This is a genomic window from Sorangium sp. So ce185 (assembly GCF_051526825.1).
Lineage (GTDB): Bacteria > Myxococcota_A > Polyangia > Polyangiales > Polyangiaceae > Sorangium > Sorangium cellulosum_D.
Genome location: NZ_CP150316.1, coordinates 2,540,149 through 2,558,018 on the forward strand (window position 1 = coordinate 2,540,149; position 17,870 = coordinate 2,558,018).

A 17,870-nucleotide genomic window follows, 5' to 3' on the forward strand; every position below is an offset into this window, starting at 1 on the left:
AGCGCCGATCTCAGGAGTGAAAGACAGAGAGCGCCGTCCGCGAGCAGGATCCCGCGAAACTCGCATGGACGGACTTGGCCCGCATCCTGCTAGTGTGGACAGAGCAGAGCGCCTGTGACGGCTTCCCCCCCCCCGCCGTCGAGCAGGCGCTCTGTTTTTTTTGCCCTGCCGGACGATGGCAGTCGGTCGAGCAGGAAGGCGGGGAGGTGGGAGGAACGAGCGACGACCTCCCGCCCCCCGGCGCTCGCGGGGCGCTGTTTCCTGGCGCGTGCGATCGCGCCCGGGTCGCTCAGGTCGCGCCCAGGAACGCTCGGATCGCCGCGAGCGCTTCCGCGCGCGCGTCGGCGAGCACGGCGTGCCCGGCGTGGGGGAAATGCCTCGCCTGGACGAGCTCCCCGGGCAGCGCCGCCACGAGCTCGCGCGCGTCCGCGCTGGTCGCGAACGGGTCGAGATCGCCGGACAGCACGAGGGTAGGGCACCGGACGCGCGCGAGATCCGCGCGCAGGTCGTAGGTCTGCATCTCGCCCCCGACGAAGTAGCCGCCGACGTCGAGGTGGATGACGGCGCCCTGGAGCGCCCCCTCCTCCTCCGGCGTCTGTCGGTAGAGCGGGAAGCACACGCGGATATAGTCGTGAAAATTGGGCATCGGGTCCGCGAAGAACCGCCGGGCGATGTCCGCCGCCCGCGCGCCCCCGAGCCGCTCGAACACCGGCAGCATGCGATCGAGGCGCAGCTTCGCGGTCGTGCTCGTCAGGATGAGCTTGCCGGGGTGATCGGGATACCGCGCCGCGTACGCCTGGGCCACCATGCCGCCGAACGAGTTTCCCAGCACCACGGGCCGCTGGATCTCCAGCGCGTCGCAGAACGCCCGCACGTCGTCCGCCCACGTCGCGAGGTTCCACCGCTCTGGCCCGCTGCGATCGCTGCGCCCGCAGCCGCGGTGGTCGAGGTAGACGACCTGCGCCATGTCGGCGAGCGCGGAGCCGAAGGGCCGAAAATCGGTGTGATCGACGCCGGGCCCGCCGTGCAGCAGGATCACCGTGGGGCGCTCGCGCATCGCGGGCCCGTCGGGGACGAGCTTCGCCCCTTCCACCTCGAAGAACAGCCGGACGTCGCCTGCCTGGACTCTCATCGTGATCCACTGAAATCACAGACGGGCGCTCAGTTCCAGCTCCGCGCGCCGCGCAGATCCGCGCCACGTGAGGCAGATCGCCTCGTGTCGCGCCGGCGGGAGCGGCCCGCCGCCAGCGCGTCGTGGGGCTGAGCTCGCCGCGCCGCTACCTGGACAAGGCCGGGAGCACGCGCGCGCCGAAGGCGTCGATGAAGGCCTGTTGATCCAGGGCCACGTTGTGCACGTAGATGGTGTCGAAGCCGAGCTCCGCGTCCTCGCGCAGCCACGCGGCGTGTTGGGCGACGTCGGAGGAGACGCGCACCTGCGCGGCCACGTCCTCGGGTCGCACGAAGGAGGCCGCCGCGTCGAAATGCTCGGGCGCCATCAGGCTCGCGAGGAGCCTCGGCGGGAGCACGTTGGTCCGCCATTGCTCGTGGGCCTCGCGGAGCGCGGTCCCCTCGTCGGCGTCGTAGGCGATCTTCGTTTGCAGCACCATGGGCTTGCCCTCGCCGCCGCCCTCGCGGAAGCGGCGCACCACCTCGCGCATCTGCTCGTTGGCCTGCGAGACGGTGATCAGCCCGTCGGCCCACCGGCCCACCCGCGCCGCGGTGGCCGGCGAGATCGCCGCGCCGAGGAGGAGCGGCGGCGCCGCTGGCCGCGTGTAGAGCTTCGCGCCCTCCACGACGACGCGGCCCCGGTGCGTCACGGTCTCGCCGCGCCACAGGGCGCGGAGGATCTCGGCGCACTCCTCCAGGCGCGCGGTCCGCTCGGCGTGATCGGGCCACTTCTCCCCGGTGATATGCTCGTTCAACGCCTCCCCGCTCCCGATGGAGAGCCAGAAGCGGCCCGGGTACATCTCGGCCAGCGTGGCGGCCGCCTGCGCGATCACCGCCGGGTGGTAGCGGTATCCGGGGGCGCACACCGTCCCGAACGACAGCGACGTGGCCTCGAGCGCCGCGCCGAGCCACGCCCACGCAAAGCCGCTCTCGCCCTGTCGTTCACTCCATGGGTGGAAGTGGTCCGAGCACATGGCCGCCGCGAACCCGGCCTGTTCGGCGTGGCGCACGTGCCGGAGCAGGGCCGAGGGGGCGAGCTGTTCGTGGGAGGCGTGATAGCCGATCGCGAGCTTCCGCATGGGTCCGCTGGGCTCCTCGTCGCGCGCCGGTGCTGGCGGTGATCCGCGGCGACCAGCAATCGGCGCGCCAGGGGGCCGGCGGCGACCCGGGGTCGCTCGTCCGCCGCGCGGCGGTCGCGCGGGCGTCGCGCGTCACTCGATCAGGAGATCGGCGGCGGCGAGCGCGACGGCCTGGGTCAGCCGCCGCATGTAGTCCCAGTTGAGCTGAGCTACCGTGTCGCAGCGCGCGTGGTAGCAGGGGTTGCCGTCGTCGCCGAAGAAGTTCTGCGACACGGCCACGGAGGGCGTGCCGTAGCGCCAGAACGCCGCGTGATCGCTGCGGTTCGTGCACGCGTCGACCCGGCTCAGGCCGAGCTCGCCGCGCGTCGCGGCCGCCTCGACCAGGGCGCCGAGCTCGGACGACGTGTTCTCGTTGCAGTGGATGACGTGATAACGCCCGTCGTCGTTGGAGTCGTATCCGGTCATCTCGAGATCCAGGACGCCGACCACCTGGTCGAGCTGCCCGTTCCGGTCGAGCATGCTCGCGTAGGCCTTCGAGCCGAGGAGGCCGGTCTCTTCTTGATCGAAGGCGACGACGCGGAGGCCGATGCTCAGGCGCGCGTCCTTGAGCGCGCGGGCGATGGCGAGCGACGACACGACGCCGGAGCCGTCGTCGTCGGCGCCGGCGTTGCTGACCGAGTCGTAGTGGGCCGAGAGGATGAGGACGCGCGACGGATCGGCCCCGGGCTTGTCCGCCGTCACGTTGACGCCCTGGCTCCAGCCGCTTCGATAGGGGTGCTCTTGCACGGTGAACCCCAGCGCCTCGTACTGCTGGCGCAGCCAGGCGCGGGCGAGGGATCGCCCGCTCTCGGAGCCGCGCTCGCGGAGGGTGACCGTCCGGCCGCCGAGGGTCACGGGCACGGCGCCGGAGAGCTCTTTGAGCCGCGCCTCGAGGAACTCGGCGTCGATGCGGACGTCGGCGGCGTCGCCCTCGAGCGCCGCGCGCCTCCCCGCCGGAGCGGGGGCTGCCTGTCGGCCGCGCGCGCCCGACAGGGCCACTTCGGTCTCGGCGATCGGCTCGGTGTGGTAGCGGTGCGACCCGAGCCAGCCGTGGGGCTCGTGGCCAGCGGGGATGGCGACCACGGCGATCCCGCCGACGCGCGCGCGTTCGCCCGGCAGGGGCGCGGCGGGCAGGGGCCCTTCGACGAGGTGCAGCGACGACTCGTGATCTTGCGTCAGCGGGGCGCTCTGCCAGGCGCCGGGGGCGGCGGCGCGGGTGACGACGACCTGGCCAGTCTCCGTCGCGAGCCGGTTCAGGAACGTGCTGACGGTGTCCTTCTCCACGTGCGAGACGTGGATCGTCTCCGCTGCCGGCGCGCCCGGATCTCCGGACGCGCACGACGCCGAGATCAGCGCAAAGACAGCGCATCCAGCGGCGGCGGCGCTGGAGCGGTTGCGGCGTGTTGCCATGGCGTCTTCCCCTTTCGGGGCCACCCTACGGATCTCATCCGAAAGTTCCAAGAACTATCTCGCGATGAGATCCTCATTTGAATCGAGTCAAATGCAGGGAGGGACACAGGAACGCTCCGCCGCAGCTGCGGAGTCACGGCCCAGCTCGTCAGTTCGCAGGGGGCTCGACGAGGCCGCTCGGCGGATTGGGACCGTCGCGCAGCGCGAGCTGACCGCGACGGCAGGTGTCGATGGCGGACGCCAGGATCCGCATCGCCTCCTGGGGCGCGTGGAAGCCGGACGAGTTCTCGGCCTCGGCGAAGTCGACGAAGAACTGGCACTTCCGCTGCGCCGCGCGCGCCTCCGCGAGCGCCTCGTCCGCCGCGCCCGCCTCCTTCGCGCGCCGGATGTCGCCGATCAGCTCGGTCACGGCGTCCATCGCGCGATCGCGCGCCTCGGCGTGGCGCCCCTGGATCGTCTCCACGCGCTGCCGGAGCTCGTCCTCGGGCCACTTGTGGCACGTCTGGCACGCACGGTTGATGTTGAGGAGCGGGCTCTGGATGTGGTGATCGCTGACCTTCGCCGCCCCCACCCGCTGGTACGGCATGTGGCAGTCCGCGCAGGCGACGCCGGAGCGCGCGTGCACCCCCTGATTCCACATCTCGAACTCCGGGTGCTGCGCCTTCAGCACCTTCGCGCCCGACTCCGCGTGCGTCCAGTCCGCGTGGCCCGTCTCCTCGTAATAGGCGTAGATCTCGTCGACCTTGATGCCCTTCGCCCACGGATACACGAGGCGCTTCTCCGGACCCTTGAAGTAATACTCCACGTGGCACTGGCCGCAGACGTACGAGCGCATCTCCTGGCGCGTGGCCATCGTGTTGACGTCGTAGCCCTCTTCGCCCATCGACGCCTTGAGCGCGCGGATGCCCTCGAGGAACCCGGGCCGCGTCACCCGGAGCTGCATCGACTCCGGGTCGTGGCAGTCGATGCACGACACCGGGTGCGTCACGAGCTTGCGCGCCTCGGGGAACGGCATCTGGTTCATCGCCTCCCACCCGCGCATGAGGTCGCCGCCGCCGAGCTTCTTGTACGGCACGTACACGGACGCGTGGCAATGGATGCAGGTGCCCGGCTGCTTCGTCGCGATCTGCCGCTCGGTGTACACCTGATCCTCGAGCATGTAAGCGTGCCCGCGCTCCTCGCGGAAGTCCCGCGCGAAGGCGTATCCGGCCCACATCGTCTTCAGCCGCCCGTCCTCCTCGAGCTTCGACTGCGCGACCACGCTGCGCGGATCGGCCTCGGTCGGCGTGCGCGGCACGGCCTCGCTCCCGCCGTAGCGCGTCCGCTTCTGGTCGACCGTCCGCCGGTAGCCGTCGTACTGGATGGGGAAGTTCTTCCCCCAGACCGCGGGGTCTTCTATCGTGTCGTCAAGCTCGACGACGCGATAGAACGGGCTCTTCGCCTCCTGCTTGTGCTCGAAGATGTTCACGAGCAGCGCCGCGGTCCCCGCGCTCGCGGCCGCCGCCGCGACCGTGAGGAGCGGCAGGTAGCGCTGGAACGCCGGCTTCTTCGCGCTCTCGGTCGTGGATCGTTCGTCCTTGGGCTCCGTCATCGTCTCCATCCCTCGAGCGGCGGGCGCGCCTCAGTGCAGGTGGCCCACCGATTCATGGCAGCGCACGCACGAGAGCCGGGGCGCGCCGCCGTGCTCGCTGTCGATCGCATGCACGACGTCGCCGTGACACCCGCGACAGGCCTCCTCCGTGATGCGCAGATTGCCGGGCTTGATCCGGATCGGGTCCGGGAAGCGGCCCGTGGTGAAGGCGAAGGAGTGCCAGAACCCGTTCGACGCCTTCGTGGCATATTTGCCCAGGAACGTGTGGGGCGCGTGACAGTCATTGCATCCTGCCACGGCGCGGTGACTGGAGCGCTGCCACCCGTCGAACTGCTCGTTCATGATGTGGCAGTTGGCGCACGCCGAAGGATCGTTCTGCAGGTACGAGGCGCCCTTCGCGTAGAGGAACGTGTAGCCGCCGAGCCCGACCGCCGCGCCGAGCGCGACGCACAGCGCGAGCGGCAAGCCCCACGAGAGGATGCCGCGCGCGCGGCGCGCGCTCCCGCGGACGGCCGCGATCGGCGGTTCACCGCGCTGTTGCTCCTCGACCACGGGCCCCGGCGGATCGCTCATCGGTCGCGGCGCCGGTTTGCAAGGCAGGTGCCACCGCGCCGGCAGGGCGCTGTCGACAAGCCCCGTGGTGCAGCCCGGCGGCGCCGCGGGCGATGCGCGGACTCGACATGACCGCTGGCCGCAGCGCCGGGAGCGGCGCGGTGAGGCGGCACCGCAGGTGACGAACCTGCAAACCGTGCGCCGAGGCGCAGATTCCGCGTCGGCGTGGGACGGCTGTTCCCGCCGCGGTCCGGCTGCGCTAGTGACGGGGAAGGAGACGCCCCATGAACACCGCGCGCGCCCCGCAGCCCGCCGCCGCCCCGCGCGAGCCGCAGCCCGCCGCCGGGCTCCCTCCGGCGAACGGCCGAGTCCGGCTCCCGGACTTCACGCTCGGCGGCGCGCTCACGGCCGAGCAGCGAGGCTTCCTCGACACCCACGGTTTCATCCGCTTCCGGGGCTTCGCCGGCCGCGACGCGGTGCGCTCGCTCGTCGAGGAGGTGGAGGCCATCGATCGCCGGCTCGTCGGGGAGGGGAGGACGCACATCAACGGCGTCCCGCTCATCCTCGGCACGAGGAAGGACGGGTCGCGCTACATCCAGCGCATGGTGTTCGCGTCCCTCTTCGGCGAGCGCCTGCGCGCGTTCCTGCGCGATCCTCGCTTCGGCGCCATCCTCGATGTGGCCGGGCCCGGCTACCGGATCGCCGAGCGGGAGCGCGACGGGCTCGTGATCAACCATTATCGCCGCGAGGAGGGCTCGACGTACCAGCGCCTCGGCTGGCACACCGACAGCCTGCGCGACGTGTTCTATCTCGAGCGGCCGCGCCGCTACCTCAACGTCGGCTTCTATCTCGACGACTCCCCCCTCTCCAAGGGCGGCGTGCGGCTGATCCCCTCGTCGCACCGCCAGGGCCTCTTCGAGATGATCACCCGCAAGGCGTATTTCCTCGACCACAGGCCCGACCCGGACGAGTACGCGCTCGAGGCGGAGGCGGGAGACCTCACGATCCACGACGGCCGGATCTGGCACCGCGTCGCGCAGGCCACGGCCACGGGCGACGCGAGCCAGCGGCGCGTGATGTACCTGCCGCTCATGTGCGGCCCGCTCAAGGAGAAGCACGAGAACAGCCCCACGCCGCTGTATTTCCGGTTGAAGCGGCTCGCGGGGTACTGAGCGCCTCGATGTCGATCGCGATCGAGGAGGCGAAGAGCGCCGCGGATCTCGCCGACATCCTCGATCTGCCGCTGCGCCTCCACGCGGCGGATCCGTGCTACGTGCCGCCCTTCCGTCCGCTCGTCCTCCGGCGGCTCGACCCGAAGAACCCCTTCTTCCGCGAGGCGAGCCTCCGCCTGTTCCGGGCGCGGCGCGGGCGCGAGACGGTCGGGAGCATCTCGCTCCTCGTCGACGGGCGCCACGACCGCCACAGCGGCGAGCGCACGGCGTTCTTCGGCTTCTTCGAGTGCGAGCGCGATCCCGAGGCGGCGCGGGCGCTCTTCGGCGCGGTGAGCGAGCGCGCGCGGGCGCTCGGCGCGACGTCGCTGCGGGGCCCGCGCAACGTGACGCGGGTGGAGGACATCGGGCTGCTCATCGAAGGATACGGCTCCCGGCCGCCGATGCTCGCCGGCCATCACCCGCCGTATTACCGCGAGCTCGTCGAGGCCGAGGGGTTCTCGAAGCGCTACGACATGCTCGCCTACGACACCCCGCTCTTCGACGCCGCTGGGCGCAGCCGGGAGCTCCCCGAGGCGCTGCGCCGGAAGGCCGCGGCGGTGAGCATCCCTGGCCTCGAGGTGCGCCGCGCGGCGGTCCATCGCATCTCGCGCGACATGGAGATCGTCCACGCGGTCTTCACCGAGGCGTACCGCGGCGTACCGGAGGTCGTCCCCATGTCGCGCGCCGAGTTCGTGAACCTGGGGCGCGCGTTCGCGCTGCTCTCGAACCCGCGCCTCTTGCAGATCGCGACCGTGCGCGGCGAGCCCGCGGCGTTCGCGGTGTGCCTCCCCGACCTGAACGAGGCGCTCGCGGCGGCGCGCGGGCGGCTCCTGCCGCTCGGGTGGGCGCGCGCCGCCTGGGCGCTCCGCCGCGTCCGCACGGCGAGCTTCAAGCTGATCGGCGTGGTGCCGGCGTTCCGGTCGACGGGCCTGTACGCGCTCCTCGTGCAGCACGTGGTGGACGGCCTGCGGGCGGCCGGGTACGACCGGCTCGAGGCCTCGTTGATCCACGAGGACAACGCGCCGATGCGGCACATCGTGGAGTCGGCCGGGTGCTCCGTCTACCGGCGCTACCGCGTCTACGAGGGCCCGCTCTGAGGGAAGAGGTGATATGACGACAGCTGCCCCGCAACGGAAGACGCCGTTCACGCCCTACCAGCGGCGGCTGTTCTGGTTCCTCAGCGTGGCCTCGTTCTTCGAGGGCTACGACTACCTGGCGCTCACGCAGATCTTGCCGAACATCGGCGCGGAGATGGGCCTCGCGGCCCGCCACGAGGGGCTGCTCGTCGGGTTCATCAACGCGGGGACGATGATCGCGTACCTGCTCGTGCGCAAGGCGGACGAGTGGGGCAGGCGGCGGGTGCTCACGATCACGATCCTGGGCTACACGCTCTTCTCCGTGCTCACGGGGTTTGCGCCGAACGTCTATGTCTTCGCCGTCTTCCAGCTCCTCGCGCGCATCTTCCTCCTCGGCGAGTGGGCGGTCAGCATGGTGTACGCGGCCGAGGAGTACCCGAGCGACCGGCGCGGGATGGTGATCGGCGTCATCCAGGCGTTCTCGAGCCTGGGCTCCATCGTCTGCGCCGGGGTGGTGCCGCTGCTCCTCTCGACCTCGTACGGCTGGCGCAGCGTGTATTTCGTGGGCGGGATCCCGCTCCTCGTCATGGCGGTGGCCCGGCGCGGGCTGCGCGAGACGGCGCGGTTCGAGCAGGCGGCCGCCGCGCGGGAGGCGGAGGGCGCGCAGCCGTTCATGCGCATCTGGCGCTCGCCGTACCGCGGGCGGATGCTGCAGCTCGCGCTCATCTGGGGCCTGACGTACGTTTGCACGCAGAACGCGGTGACGTTCTGGAAGACGTTCGCGCTCCGGGAGCGCGGGTTCACCGACGCCGAGGTGGGCGCCAGCATCACCTTCGCCGCGCTGGTCTCGATGCCGCTCATCTTCGTCTCGGGCAAGCTGCTCGACGTGATGGGCCGCCGCGCGGGCGCGGTGATCATCTATCTGCTGGCGGCGGTCGGCGTGCTCGGCGCCTACTCGCTTGGCTCGCGCGCCGGGCTCACGGTCGCGCTGGTCTTCGCCATCTTCGGCGCGAGCGGCGTGCTGCCCGTGCTCAACGCGTACAACGCCGAGCTCTTCCCGACGCACCTCCGGGGCGACGCGCTCGCCTGGTCCAACAACCTGCTCGGCCGGATCGGCTACATCCTCTCTCCGGTCGGCGTGGGCGTCGCCGCAGAGCGGATGGGCTGGGGACCTGCGGTGTCCGCGACGGCGATCTTCCCGGTGATCGCCCTGGCGCTGATCCTGCGGCTCCTGCCCGAGACGCGCGGCAAGGAGCTCGAGGAGACGGCGCGGGTGTAGCCGCGGCCGCGGGGGAGACCGCTCCGGGAGCGCGGTCGGGTCGCCGCCCGGCGCCGGCAACCTGGGTCGACGCTGCTACGCCCGGGCGATGCGCCGAGCTCACCCGCGCCGACCGAACCACGAGCGGCGCCGGACTTCCTTACAACGACATACATCGTCTCTCGTCATGCTGCCGCGATGGGGAGCTCGCAGGCCCCGCCGCCTCGTCGGCTGCGCACACGCGAATGAGCTATTGCGTATAAGACGTATTTTATGGCAAACGTGTGGTGTGCCGTAGTGCCGTGGATCACGCGCTCGGTCGCTGTGGGGGACGACCATCGACCCGCTGGCAGCCCAGGGCGTGCCTCGCTGGACCGGCGAACCGGAGGCAGCCGCGATGAGTTCTCTGATTGATGTGTTGGCGCCAGGTCTACGTGCGAATCCGCACCCCTATTATGCCGAGATGCGGCGAACGAGCCCGGTTTGCCAGGTCGATCCCGGCGGCATGTGGGCGGTGACCCGGTACGAGGACGTGCTCTTCGTGATGAAGAACCCGGGGCTCTTCTCCTCCGAGGGCTTCAAGGTGGCGTGGCAGCCTCCCTGGGTTGGCTACAACCCGTTCGCCAACTCGATGCTCGCCATGGATCCGCCGGCGCACACGCGGCTGCGCGGCTTGATCCACCGCGCGTTCGGGGCTGCCACCGTGGCGCGGATCGAGCCGCGCCTCCGCGCCGTCGCGACGGAGCTCACGAACCGGCTCGTGGAGGAGGCCGATTTCGTCGAGGCCTTCGCGCACCCGCTGCCGGCCTTTGCCATCGGCGAGATCCTCGGCCTCGATCACGCGCTCCACGCCAGGTTCAAGCGCTGGGCCGACGACATCGTGTCGATCACGCCCGAGCTCCCGAGCCCCGAGGACGCCCAGCGCGTGAAGACGACCCTCGCGGAGCTGACCGGGTACCTGATGGAGGTCATCGCGAAGCGGCGCCGCGCGCCGGTCGACGACACGGTGAGCGATCTCGTCCGCGCCGAGCTCGACGGGCAGCGGTTGACGGACGCCGAGATCGTCGAGTTCCTGGTCACGCTCCTGATCGGCGGGCTGGAGACCACGACGCATCTCCTCAGCAATTCGCTCCTGTTCCTCGCGGACCACCCGGACATGATGGAGCGGCTGCACGCCGAGCCCGGCCTGATCTCGCTCTTCGTCGAGGAGATGCTCCGCTACGATGGCCCGGTCCAGACGCTCCCCCGGATCGCCACCGCGGACGTCGTGCTCTCCGGGGTGACCGTGCCGCGCGGCGCGCTGGTGCTCCCGATCATGGCGTCGGCCAACCGGGACGAGGCGCGGTTCAAGGATCCGGATCGGTTCGACCTGCACCGTGGCTCGCAGGGAGGTCTGCATTTCGGGCACGGCGTCCACTTCTGCATCGGCGCGGCGCTGGCCCGCATGGAGGCGCGGGTGGCGCTGGAGGCGGTGATGGCGCGCTTCGAGCGGGTCGAGCGCGTTCCGCACGAGGTCCGCTACAACCGCACGCTGACGGTCCGCGGCCCGATCGCGTTGCCGCTCCGGTTCATCCCCGCCCGGCGGACGGGCCAGCAGGTGAGCTAGATCGGCGGGCGGCGCGGGTAGGGCGATGACGGGCGACGGCGCTGCTGTGGAACCAGCGTCGCTCGCGCCGCGGAGCCTGACCCAGGTTGAGGTGGGCGCCGACCCGGGTTGGGGTGGTCGGCGCCGACCCGGGTTGAGCCCGGCGCGCGCAGAGATCAGCGGTCGGGGGCGCCCGCGCAGATCCAGTCGTTGATCGTCTTGAGCTCGGCCTCGGGCAGCGACGAGCCCGGGGGCATGCTGCTCTCGTCAGGGTCGCACAGGTCGACGTCCTTCAGCTTGTTCATCAGGTAGCTGCTGCTCGGCATGAACGGCACGACGAGCGCCTTCTCGCTGGAGCACGAGCCGGCGTCCTGATTGACCAGCGCGCCGACCGCCATGCTCTCGCGGAGGTCGAGCCGGCCGGCCGGCGAGGTGGGGTTGCCGTGACAGAACTGGTTGGCGCAGCTCTTCACCAGGATGGGCGCCACATCGGCGAAGGTCGCGGTATCCGGGCCGCACGCCGGATCCAGCGGCGGTGCGCCGCCGGTGCCCGCGGTGGTGGAGCCGCCGCCAGCGCCGCCGTCGCCGCCGGTGCCCGTCGTGGTCGTGGTGGTCGTGCCGCCGCCAGCGCCGCCCTCGCCGCCGCCGCCGGTGCCCGCGGTGGTCGTGGTGGTCGTGCCGCCGCCGTCGCCGCCGGCGCCCGTCGTGGTCGTGGTGGTCGTGCCGCCGCCAGCGCCGCCCTCGCCGCCGGCGCCCGTCGTGGTCGCGGTGGTCGTGCCGCCGCCCTCGCCGCCGGCGCCCGTCGTGGTCGCGGTGGTCGTGCCGCCGCCCTCGCCGCCCTCGCCGCCGCTGCCGCCGACCCCTGTGGCGCCGCCCGACCCAACGCTGCTGCTCACGGACGTGCTCGTGGTGACGTCCGGGCCTCCGGTGCCGTCGACCGAGACGAGCGTGGGCCTGCCGGTGCCGGTCCCGCAGAACCCCCACATGGTCGAGGCGCCCGGGTCCAGCCTCCCGTTGTACGACTCGTTGACGGCCCTCAGCTGCCCGTCCGACGGCGTGATGCGCGTGTTCCACGCGTGGTTCAACGTCGAGCCGTTGAGCCCGATGACCATCCCCCAGGAGGTCGCCGCGCTGCTGCCCGTGTTCTTGATCGTCACGCTCGCGCAGTACCCGCTCTTCCAGTCCGACGGCACGGTGATCTCCGCCGTCATCGTGCCATCCGAGCTCACGAGCGCGGAGCCCAACGTGCCACTGTTCTCATCGCCGTTCGAGCCAGCGCCGCAGGCGAGCAGGCTGCATGCAAGCGAAGCGGAGATGTAGCCAAGTAAGCGATTCGTACGCATTAAGTTCTCCATGTCAGATCGGCGGTTTTACGGGGTTCTGCTCAAGATGAATAAGTGAATCAAAGACGCCCCGCGAGCTCCGCCGTTTCCTGGTTTGAGTTCGTGATTCCCTGTCAGCGATCTCTTGATCACAGATGTGCTCGCCGGTCAATCCCCGGCCGCGACGGCATTGTAGTCGCCAGCGCGCATCACGCACAAAGATTCTCTCCATAGGACGGGTTCAAACATGAGTTGATATCGGAACGGCTCAGGCACGCTCCTTTGCAATTTGCAAGCATCGCGCCGGATCGCCCTCCGCCGATCCCCCACCCGTACCCGGCTCCGATCAGGCACGCTCTTTTGCAATTGCAAGCATCGCGCCGGCTCTCCCGCCATCGCGACCCGCCCTGTGACGGGCTCCGCAGAAGCGGCCCGCGCTCCGCGATCGCCGGGCCGAACCGCGGATGCGGGCGCCGCCCGGCGCGACGGCGGCCGTGGCGCTGACGGCCGGCCCGGTCGACCGCAGAGGCCGCCGGCTGCGGGCGCCGGCCCGAGGCGGCCCGTGGTACAAAAAAAGAACAGCGCTCGTGCGATCGCTGTCGATCGGCGGGCGCGCCGGACAACCATGGGCTGGACGACGCACGATCCACCAAGACAGCCCAGAGCCGGAGGTCCCATGAAGTACGTATGTCTCGTACATTTCGCGCCTGAAGCGCTGAGCTCGTTGAGCGACGAGGAGAAGCGCACGCTGGATGCTCGCTCCCTCGCGTACGACGAGGAGCTGGCCGCCAGCGGTCACCTCGTGGCCGCGGAAGCGCTCCAGTCGCCCGACAGCGCCGTGCTGGTCAGGGTTCGGGCCGGCAAGCTCTCGACGACGGATGGCCCCTTCGCCGAGACGAAGGAGCAGCTTGGCGGCTTCATCCTCATCGACGCGCGCGACCTGAACGAGGCAATCCGCATCGCGTCGGGCATCCCGCTCGCCGCGCTGGGGACGATCGAGGTGCGCCCCATCTACGAGATCCCGACGCCGGAGAGCGCGAGCTCATGATCGACTTCGGGGCGCTGTACCGGGCGGAGTCGCGCCGCGTGCTCGCGACGCTGATCCGCCTGCTCAGGGATTTCGACCTCGCCGAGGAAGCGCTGCACGACGCTTTCCTCGCCGCCGCCGAGCAGTGGCCGCGCGACGGGCTGCCGCACCACCCGCGGGCCTGGCTGGTCGGGGCCGGCCGGCTCTCGGCCCTGGCCCGCCTGCGCCGGCGCGCGCGGTTCGATCGCCTGCAGGGAGAGCTCGCGCGCCAGATGGAGGAATCGATGCAGAGCGAGGTCGATACCGACGCTCCGGCGATCGACGACGATCGTTTGCGGCTCGTGTTCACCTGCTGCCACCCCTCGCTCGGCGCCGATGCCCAGGTCGCCGTCACCTTGCGCGAGGTGTGCGGGCTCGCGACCGAGGAGATCGCGTCGGCGTTCCTCGTCAAGCCGGCGACGATCGCGCAGCGCATCGTGCGCACGAAGCGGAAGATCCGCGAGGAGGCGATCCCGTACGAGATCCCGGGGGCGGCAGAGCTCCCCGAGCGGCTGGACGTCGTCCTGCACGTCATCTATCTCGTGTTCAACGAGGGCTATGCGGCGTCTTCGGGGGCGCGCCTGACCCGCGGCGATCTGTGCGCCGAGGCGATCGAGCTCGCGCGCATGCTCGTCGAGCTCCTGCCCGAGCCGGACGTGCTCGGGCTCCTGGCCTTGCTGCTCTTGCACGACGCGCGCCGCGAGGCGCGCGCCTCGATCACGGGTGACGTGGTGTTGCTCGCCGACCAGGATCGAACGCGCTGGAATCGCGCGCAGATCGAGGAGGGGCTCGGCCTCCTGCGCCGCGCCTGGGCCCGCCCCCCTGTCGGGACGTACACGCTGCAAGCCGCCATTGCCGCCGAGCACGCCCGCGCGCCGGACAGCGCCTCGACGGACTGGGGCCAGATCGTCCGCCTGTACGATCTGCTGCTGATCGCCGAAAGGACGCCCGTCGTCGAGCTCAACCGGGCGGCAGCCATCAGCCAGCACCGCGGCCCTGAAGCGGGCCTCGCGCTCATGGACGCGCTCCTCGAGCGCGGCGAGCTCCGCGATTACCGGTTTCTGCATTCGGCGCGCGCGGATCTCTTGCGAAAGCTCGGGCGCCGCGACGCCGCCCGCGCGGCGTACCGTCGCGCGCTCGAGCTCACGACGCAGGAGCCGGAGCGGCGCTTCCTGGAGCGGCGATCGAGAGAGGTGGAGGAGTCATGCTGACGGGCAGCTGCTATTGCGGCCTCGTGCGCTTCGAGGTCGACGATGCGTTCGATTACGCCTTCTACTGTCATTGCTCGAGGTGCCGGCGGCGCACCGGCGCCGCCTGCTCCGCCGTCGGCGGGATCGCGATCGACAAGGTCAAAATCTCCGCGGGTCGCGAGCACCTCTTGAAGGCCGACGAGTCCGAGGAGGGGTATCGCGGCCTGTGCGATCGATGCTTCTCGCCGCTGTATGACACGGTCCGCGGGAACACGTTCGCTCACGTGCAGCTCGGCGCGCTCTCCGAGGCGCCGGAGCGACGGCCGGATCATCACATCTACGTCGGCTCGAAGGCGGCGTGGCATCCGATCACCGACGGCCTCCCCCAGTTCGAGGAGCTGCCGCCGTAGCGCGGCGGAGCGCGCGAGAGGCCGGCGCGACGCGCGCGGCCGCTCGCGGCGCCGCTACTCGCCGAACGCGAAGTACGTCGCCGAGACCCGCCACAAGCCGCCCTCCGCGATCGTCGAGATCTCCCACGCCAGCGTGTGCTGCCCGGGCACCCGCAGCGCGTCCGCGTCCCACGTGAACGGCGGCGACTCGCTCCCTGGGCACCAGTTCGCCCGCGGCGCCCGAACGCTCTCGATCGCTCCGCACGGGTTCTCCAGGCAGTAATCGAACCCGCCGTCCTCCGGCCCGTGGTGCGCGATCGTGCAGAGCGCCGCGCAGTCGGTCCGCCACGGCCTGATGCGGGCAAGCTCGCTCCCGTCCACGAAGAGGGTGTGTATTCGCCGGCAGAACTCCTCGGCCGGTCCAATGCACCCCGACCCGGACTCGCCGCCGCCGTGGCCGGTGATCCGGTACTCCACGCGCGAGCTCACCGTCCCTTCCGGCACCTCCACGGCGAGCGGCCCCGGCCCGTCCGCGGTCGTCTGCGACCCGTTGAACAGCGGGACCACCGCCAGCACCTTCCTCGGCGCCGGCCCGGGCACCGCCTCGATCACGGCGCTCACGTTCCACCCGCCGTTCGAGCCGCTCACCTGACCGCTCCCGTCGGACCATGTCGGGATCACCACCCTCAGCCGGTGCTGGCCCGCGGGGAGCCCGTTCGCCACGTCCGTGATGTCCACGTCCAGGCGCAGCGGCCCCCCGAACGGCGTGATCGCGCGGACGAGCTCGATGCCGGGCGGATCCACCGCAGGATCGACGGGATCGTCCAGGGACAGCTCGAAGTTCCGGTCGAACGCGTCGCAGTCCGCGGGCCAGCTCTGGCCCTCCGGGGGCGGATTGTCCTCCCACGTCTCGAAGGGATAACACGTGCTCTCCAGCTCCACGACGAGCCTCACGCTCGCGAACGGTCCGTCGCGCAGATCGATGTCCGCGTTCGCCTGCTGGAAGTTCGGCTGACTGGCGTCGCTCGTGATCCGGACCTCCTCGAACGCCGCGATCGTGTAGGCCGGCGCGGGAGAGGGCTCCTGCTCCTCGCCGCCCTGGCCGCCGGCCCCGCCGGCGCCGGGCTGCGCTTGCCCGGGCGCGCGCGCCGCGTCGTCGCTGCAGCCGGAGCCCCCCAGGACGAGGGCGAAACCGAGCGCCCCGACGAGGGCGCGTCGCGTGCAACGTGAACCCGACATGAGATCCTCCGGGTCGTGCCTGATGGCGAGAGCCCACGGTAGCCCGGGCGGGGCCCGCCGCGGTAGCCTTCTCCTCCTCATGGCACTCCACGTCGATCACGTCGTCCTGTGGGTCGAGGACCCGCTCCGCGCGCTCGAGTTTTATACCCGGGTGGTCGGCCTCACCAGCGTCCGCGCCGAGGAGTTCCGGGCGGGGCAGGCGCCGTTTCCGAGCGTCCGCCTCTCCGAGACGTCGATCCTCGACCTGATGCCCGTCTCCATCACCGAGTTCGTCCGGAAGGCCACCGGCGAGACGAGGCCGTCCGGCGCCGGCGGGCCCATCAACCACGTCTGCTTCGCGATGGATCGCGACGAGTTCGACGCCCTGGCCGCCCGGCTCAGCGCGGCGCGCGTGGCGATGCACACGGCGAACGACCCGTCGTTCGGCGCGCGCGGCGCCTCCGTGCACTGGTTCTACTTCCAGGATCCGGACGGAAACATGCTCGAAGCGCGTTATTACGCATAGCCGAGCGACCGGGCGCGCGGCGTCACTCCGCGCGGAGGAGCGCCCCGATCTCGTCGAGCACGCGCGGCACCACAGGCAGGCTCGGATCGGTGTACGCCGCTCGCTGCGACGCGCTCGAGAGCGTCGCCTCCTTGAGCGTGTGGCTCATCCCCTCGATGAGGACGAGCCTTGCGTCCGGCCGCGCGCCGGCGAGCCGCTCGGCTTCCTGCACCCCCACCTGGATATCGGCCGTCCCGTGCAGCAGGAGGACCGGCGCCTTCACGGCCGCGAGTTCGACCGCGGGATCGTGCTTCATCCACGAGATGATGTACGGCTGCACGCTCGGGCGAAACAGGCTCAGGAACAGCTCCGTTTGCGGAACATCCTCCACGAGCTCGCCCGCCTCGAGCCGGCCCAGGATCTCGTACGCCCTCGCGCGATCCTCGTCCGGCAGGCCGGCGAGCTGGTCGCGCAGCACCTCGCCGATGGGCCGGCCCGCGCCGGCGATCGAGACGTAGCCGTCGACCTCGATCGCCTGGGCGGCCAGCATGCCGAGCAGCGAGCCCTCGCTGTGGCCGACCACCGTGACCGTCGCGAACCGCCCGTCGTCGCGGAGCGCCTTCACCCACAGGACCGCGTCGTCGGCGCCCATCTCGAAGCGCAGCTCCTGCTCGCTGCGGGGCGCCGCGGAGGCGCTCCCGCCGATGCCGGCCTTGTCGTAGCGGATCGACGCGATTCCCCGGTCCCGGAGGCCCTCCGCGAGGAGCCGGTACGTGTCCGCAGCGACGCCCGCGGCGGCCTGGTTGCCGTCCCGATCGGTCGGCCCGGAGCCGGGGAGGATCACCACCGCGGGGAACGGCCCGCACCCGGCCGGCACCTCGAGCGTGCCCGCCAGCGCGCCGTAGGCGTTCTCGACGGTGAGGTCGGCGCTGGTCGCCTCCGGACACGCCGGCGGGTTCGGCGTGTCCTGCGCCGGGGGCGGCTGCGTCTCGTCCGGGAGGGCGCCGTCGCCGCCGGCGGACGACTCACCCACTGCGGCGCCGCAGCTCACGCCGAAGGGCGACCCCGCGAGCGCGACCGCACACGAGAGAGCGAACGCGGCGCGGCGCGCCGGGACCAGGTGATTCGAACGCAATGACATGACGATCCTCCGAAGAAGCAGGGGAGATGCCAGCAGCAGGATGCCAGCAGCAGGAGAGAGCCGACGCCGCC

General features: G+C 71.2%; 16 protein-coding genes. 8 read left to right on the forward strand and 8 right to left on the reverse strand.

Translation table 11 applies throughout. The features are described from left to right. Positions 1-289 precede the first annotated feature (289 nt). The 5 genes from WMF26_RS09445 to nrfH all read right to left on the reverse strand — a co-directional run bounded on the left by WMF26_RS09445 (position 290) and on the right by nrfH (position 5,859). Complete coding sequence (locus WMF26_RS09445) at positions 290-1,132, reverse strand: alpha/beta fold hydrolase (protein ID WP_438000046.1); 843 nt, start codon at positions 1,130-1,132, stop codon at positions 290-292. A gap of 145 nt (positions 1,133-1,277) precedes the next feature. Beyond that, positions 1,278-2,246: a TIGR03885 family FMN-dependent LLM class oxidoreductase gene (locus tag WMF26_RS09450; protein WP_438000047.1), complete on the reverse strand. Its 969-nt coding sequence runs from the start codon at positions 2,244-2,246 to the stop codon at positions 1,278-1,280. 132 nt (positions 2,247-2,378) lie between these two features. Then, positions 2,379-3,695, reverse strand: a complete 1,317-nt coding sequence (locus WMF26_RS09455) for a M28 family metallopeptidase (protein WP_438000048.1) — start codon at positions 3,693-3,695, stop codon at positions 2,379-2,381. A gap of 148 nt (positions 3,696-3,843) precedes the next feature. Further along, on the reverse strand, positions 3,844-5,286 hold the full coding sequence (locus WMF26_RS09460) for an ammonia-forming cytochrome c nitrite reductase subunit c552 (protein ID WP_438000049.1): 1,443 nt from the start codon (positions 5,284-5,286) through the stop codon (positions 3,844-3,846). A 30-nt stretch (positions 5,287-5,316) separates the two neighbouring features. Further along, positions 5,317-5,859 carry a cytochrome c nitrite reductase small subunit gene (gene nrfH, locus WMF26_RS09465; protein WP_437945794.1) on the reverse strand — a complete coding sequence of 181 codons (543 nt, stop codon included), beginning with the start codon at positions 5,857-5,859 and terminating at the stop codon, positions 5,317-5,319. Between the two features lie 263 nt (positions 5,860-6,122). On the opposite strand from nrfH, the gene WMF26_RS09470 reads away from it, so the two are divergent. From WMF26_RS09470 to WMF26_RS09485, 4 genes are all read left to right on the forward strand, one after another. After that, a complete protein-coding gene (locus tag WMF26_RS09470) occupies positions 6,123-7,010 on the forward strand; it encodes a phytanoyl-CoA dioxygenase family protein (RefSeq protein WP_438000050.1) in 888 nt (295 codons plus the stop codon). A gap of 8 nt (positions 7,011-7,018) precedes the next feature. Further along, positions 7,019-8,146, forward strand: coding sequence for a hypothetical protein (locus tag WMF26_RS09475; protein WP_438000051.1), 1,128 nt, complete (start codon positions 7,019-7,021; stop codon positions 8,144-8,146). A 13-nt stretch (positions 8,147-8,159) separates the two neighbouring features. Beyond that, entirely contained in the window at positions 8,160-9,404 is a 1,245-nt protein-coding gene (locus WMF26_RS09480) for an MFS transporter (RefSeq protein ID WP_437336845.1), read from the forward strand. A gap of 442 nt (positions 9,405-9,846) precedes the next feature. Continuing rightward, the gene (locus WMF26_RS09485; RefSeq protein ID WP_438000052.1) at positions 9,847-10,989 is read left to right on the forward strand and encodes a cytochrome P450; all 1,143 of its coding nucleotides are present in this window, start codon (positions 9,847-9,849) and stop codon (positions 10,987-10,989) included. A 155-nt stretch (positions 10,990-11,144) separates the two neighbouring features. Here the strand turns inward: WMF26_RS09485 and WMF26_RS09490 are convergent, their stop codons facing one another. Next, positions 11,145-12,179: a cellulose binding domain-containing protein gene (locus WMF26_RS09490; RefSeq protein WP_438000053.1), complete on the reverse strand. Its 1,035-nt coding sequence runs from the start codon at positions 12,177-12,179 to the stop codon at positions 11,145-11,147. 787 nt (positions 12,180-12,966) lie between these two features. Here WMF26_RS09490 and WMF26_RS09495 point away from each other — a divergent pair. From WMF26_RS09495 to WMF26_RS09505, 3 genes are read left to right on the forward strand one after another with little or no spacing between them, the layout of a single operon-like run. Further along, positions 12,967-13,338 carry a YciI family protein gene (locus tag WMF26_RS09495; RefSeq protein ID WP_438000054.1) on the forward strand — a complete coding sequence of 124 codons (372 nt, stop codon included), beginning with the start codon at positions 12,967-12,969 and terminating at the stop codon, positions 13,336-13,338. Continuing rightward, positions 13,335-14,567, forward strand: a complete 1,233-nt coding sequence (locus tag WMF26_RS09500) for an RNA polymerase sigma factor (RefSeq protein ID WP_438000055.1) — start codon at positions 13,335-13,337, stop codon at positions 14,565-14,567. The genes WMF26_RS09495 and WMF26_RS09500 overlap by 4 nt, the downstream gene beginning before the upstream one ends. After that, entirely contained in the window at positions 14,561-14,956 is a 396-nt protein-coding gene (locus WMF26_RS09505) for a GFA family protein (protein WP_438000056.1), read from the forward strand. The genes WMF26_RS09500 and WMF26_RS09505 overlap by 7 nt, the downstream gene beginning before the upstream one ends. A 54-nt stretch (positions 14,957-15,010) precedes the next feature. Here the strand turns inward: WMF26_RS09505 and WMF26_RS09510 are convergent, their stop codons facing one another. Further along, positions 15,011-16,174: a peptide-N-glycosidase F-related protein gene (locus WMF26_RS09510; protein WP_438000057.1), complete on the reverse strand. Its 1,164-nt coding sequence runs from the start codon at positions 16,172-16,174 to the stop codon at positions 15,011-15,013. Between the two features lie 79 nt (positions 16,175-16,253). On the opposite strand from WMF26_RS09510, the gene WMF26_RS09515 reads away from it, so the two are divergent. Then, positions 16,254-16,679, forward strand: coding sequence for a VOC family protein (locus WMF26_RS09515; protein ID WP_061621990.1), 426 nt, complete (start codon positions 16,254-16,256; stop codon positions 16,677-16,679). 22 nt (positions 16,680-16,701) lie between these two features. Here WMF26_RS09515 and WMF26_RS09520 read toward each other — a convergent pair whose 3' ends face one another. Next, positions 16,702-17,799 (reverse strand): alpha/beta hydrolase, encoded by a 1,098-nt coding sequence (locus WMF26_RS09520; protein WP_438000058.1) that lies wholly within the window; start codon positions 17,797-17,799, stop codon positions 16,702-16,704. Positions 17,800-17,870 lie beyond the last annotated feature (71 nt).

Coding starts and splice junctions, on each gene's coding strand:
- WMF26_RS09445 (WP_438000046.1), bottom strand. CDS start 1,132: ATGAGAGTCCAGGCAGGCGACGTCCGGCTGTTCTTCGAGGTGGAAGGG.
- WMF26_RS09450 (WP_438000047.1), bottom strand. CDS start 2,246: ATGCGGAAGCTCGCGATCGGCTATCACGCCTCCCACGAACAGCTCGCC.
- WMF26_RS09455 (WP_438000048.1), bottom strand. CDS start 3,695: ATGGCAACACGCCGCAACCGCTCCAGCGCCGCCGCCGCTGGATGCGCT.
- WMF26_RS09460 (WP_438000049.1), bottom strand. CDS start 5,286: ATGACGGAGCCCAAGGACGAACGATCCACGACCGAGAGCGCGAAGAAG.
- nrfH (WP_437945794.1), bottom strand. CDS start 5,859: ATGAGCGATCCGCCGGGGCCCGTGGTCGAGGAGCAACAGCGCGGTGAA.
- WMF26_RS09470 (WP_438000050.1), top strand. CDS start 6,123: ATGAACACCGCGCGCGCCCCGCAGCCCGCCGCCGCCCCGCGCGAGCCG.
- WMF26_RS09475 (WP_438000051.1), top strand. CDS start 7,019: ATGTCGATCGCGATCGAGGAGGCGAAGAGCGCCGCGGATCTCGCCGAC.
- WMF26_RS09480 (WP_437336845.1), top strand. CDS start 8,160: ATGACGACAGCTGCCCCGCAACGGAAGACGCCGTTCACGCCCTACCAG.
- WMF26_RS09485 (WP_438000052.1), top strand. CDS start 9,847: ATGCGGCGAACGAGCCCGGTTTGCCAGGTCGATCCCGGCGGCATGTGG.
- WMF26_RS09490 (WP_438000053.1), bottom strand. CDS start 12,179: ATGACGGCGGAGATCACCGTGCCGTCGGACTGGAAGAGCGGGTACTGC.
- WMF26_RS09495 (WP_438000054.1), top strand. CDS start 12,967: ATGAAGTACGTATGTCTCGTACATTTCGCGCCTGAAGCGCTGAGCTCG.
- WMF26_RS09500 (WP_438000055.1), top strand. CDS start 13,335: ATGATCGACTTCGGGGCGCTGTACCGGGCGGAGTCGCGCCGCGTGCTC.
- WMF26_RS09505 (WP_438000056.1), top strand. CDS start 14,561: ATGCTGACGGGCAGCTGCTATTGCGGCCTCGTGCGCTTCGAGGTCGAC.
- WMF26_RS09510 (WP_438000057.1), bottom strand. CDS start 16,174: ATGTCGGGTTCACGTTGCACGCGACGCGCCCTCGTCGGGGCGCTCGGT.
- WMF26_RS09515 (WP_061621990.1), top strand. CDS start 16,254: ATGGCACTCCACGTCGATCACGTCGTCCTGTGGGTCGAGGACCCGCTC.
- WMF26_RS09520 (WP_438000058.1), bottom strand. CDS start 17,799: ATGTCATTGCGTTCGAATCACCTGGTCCCGGCGCGCCGCGCCGCGTTC.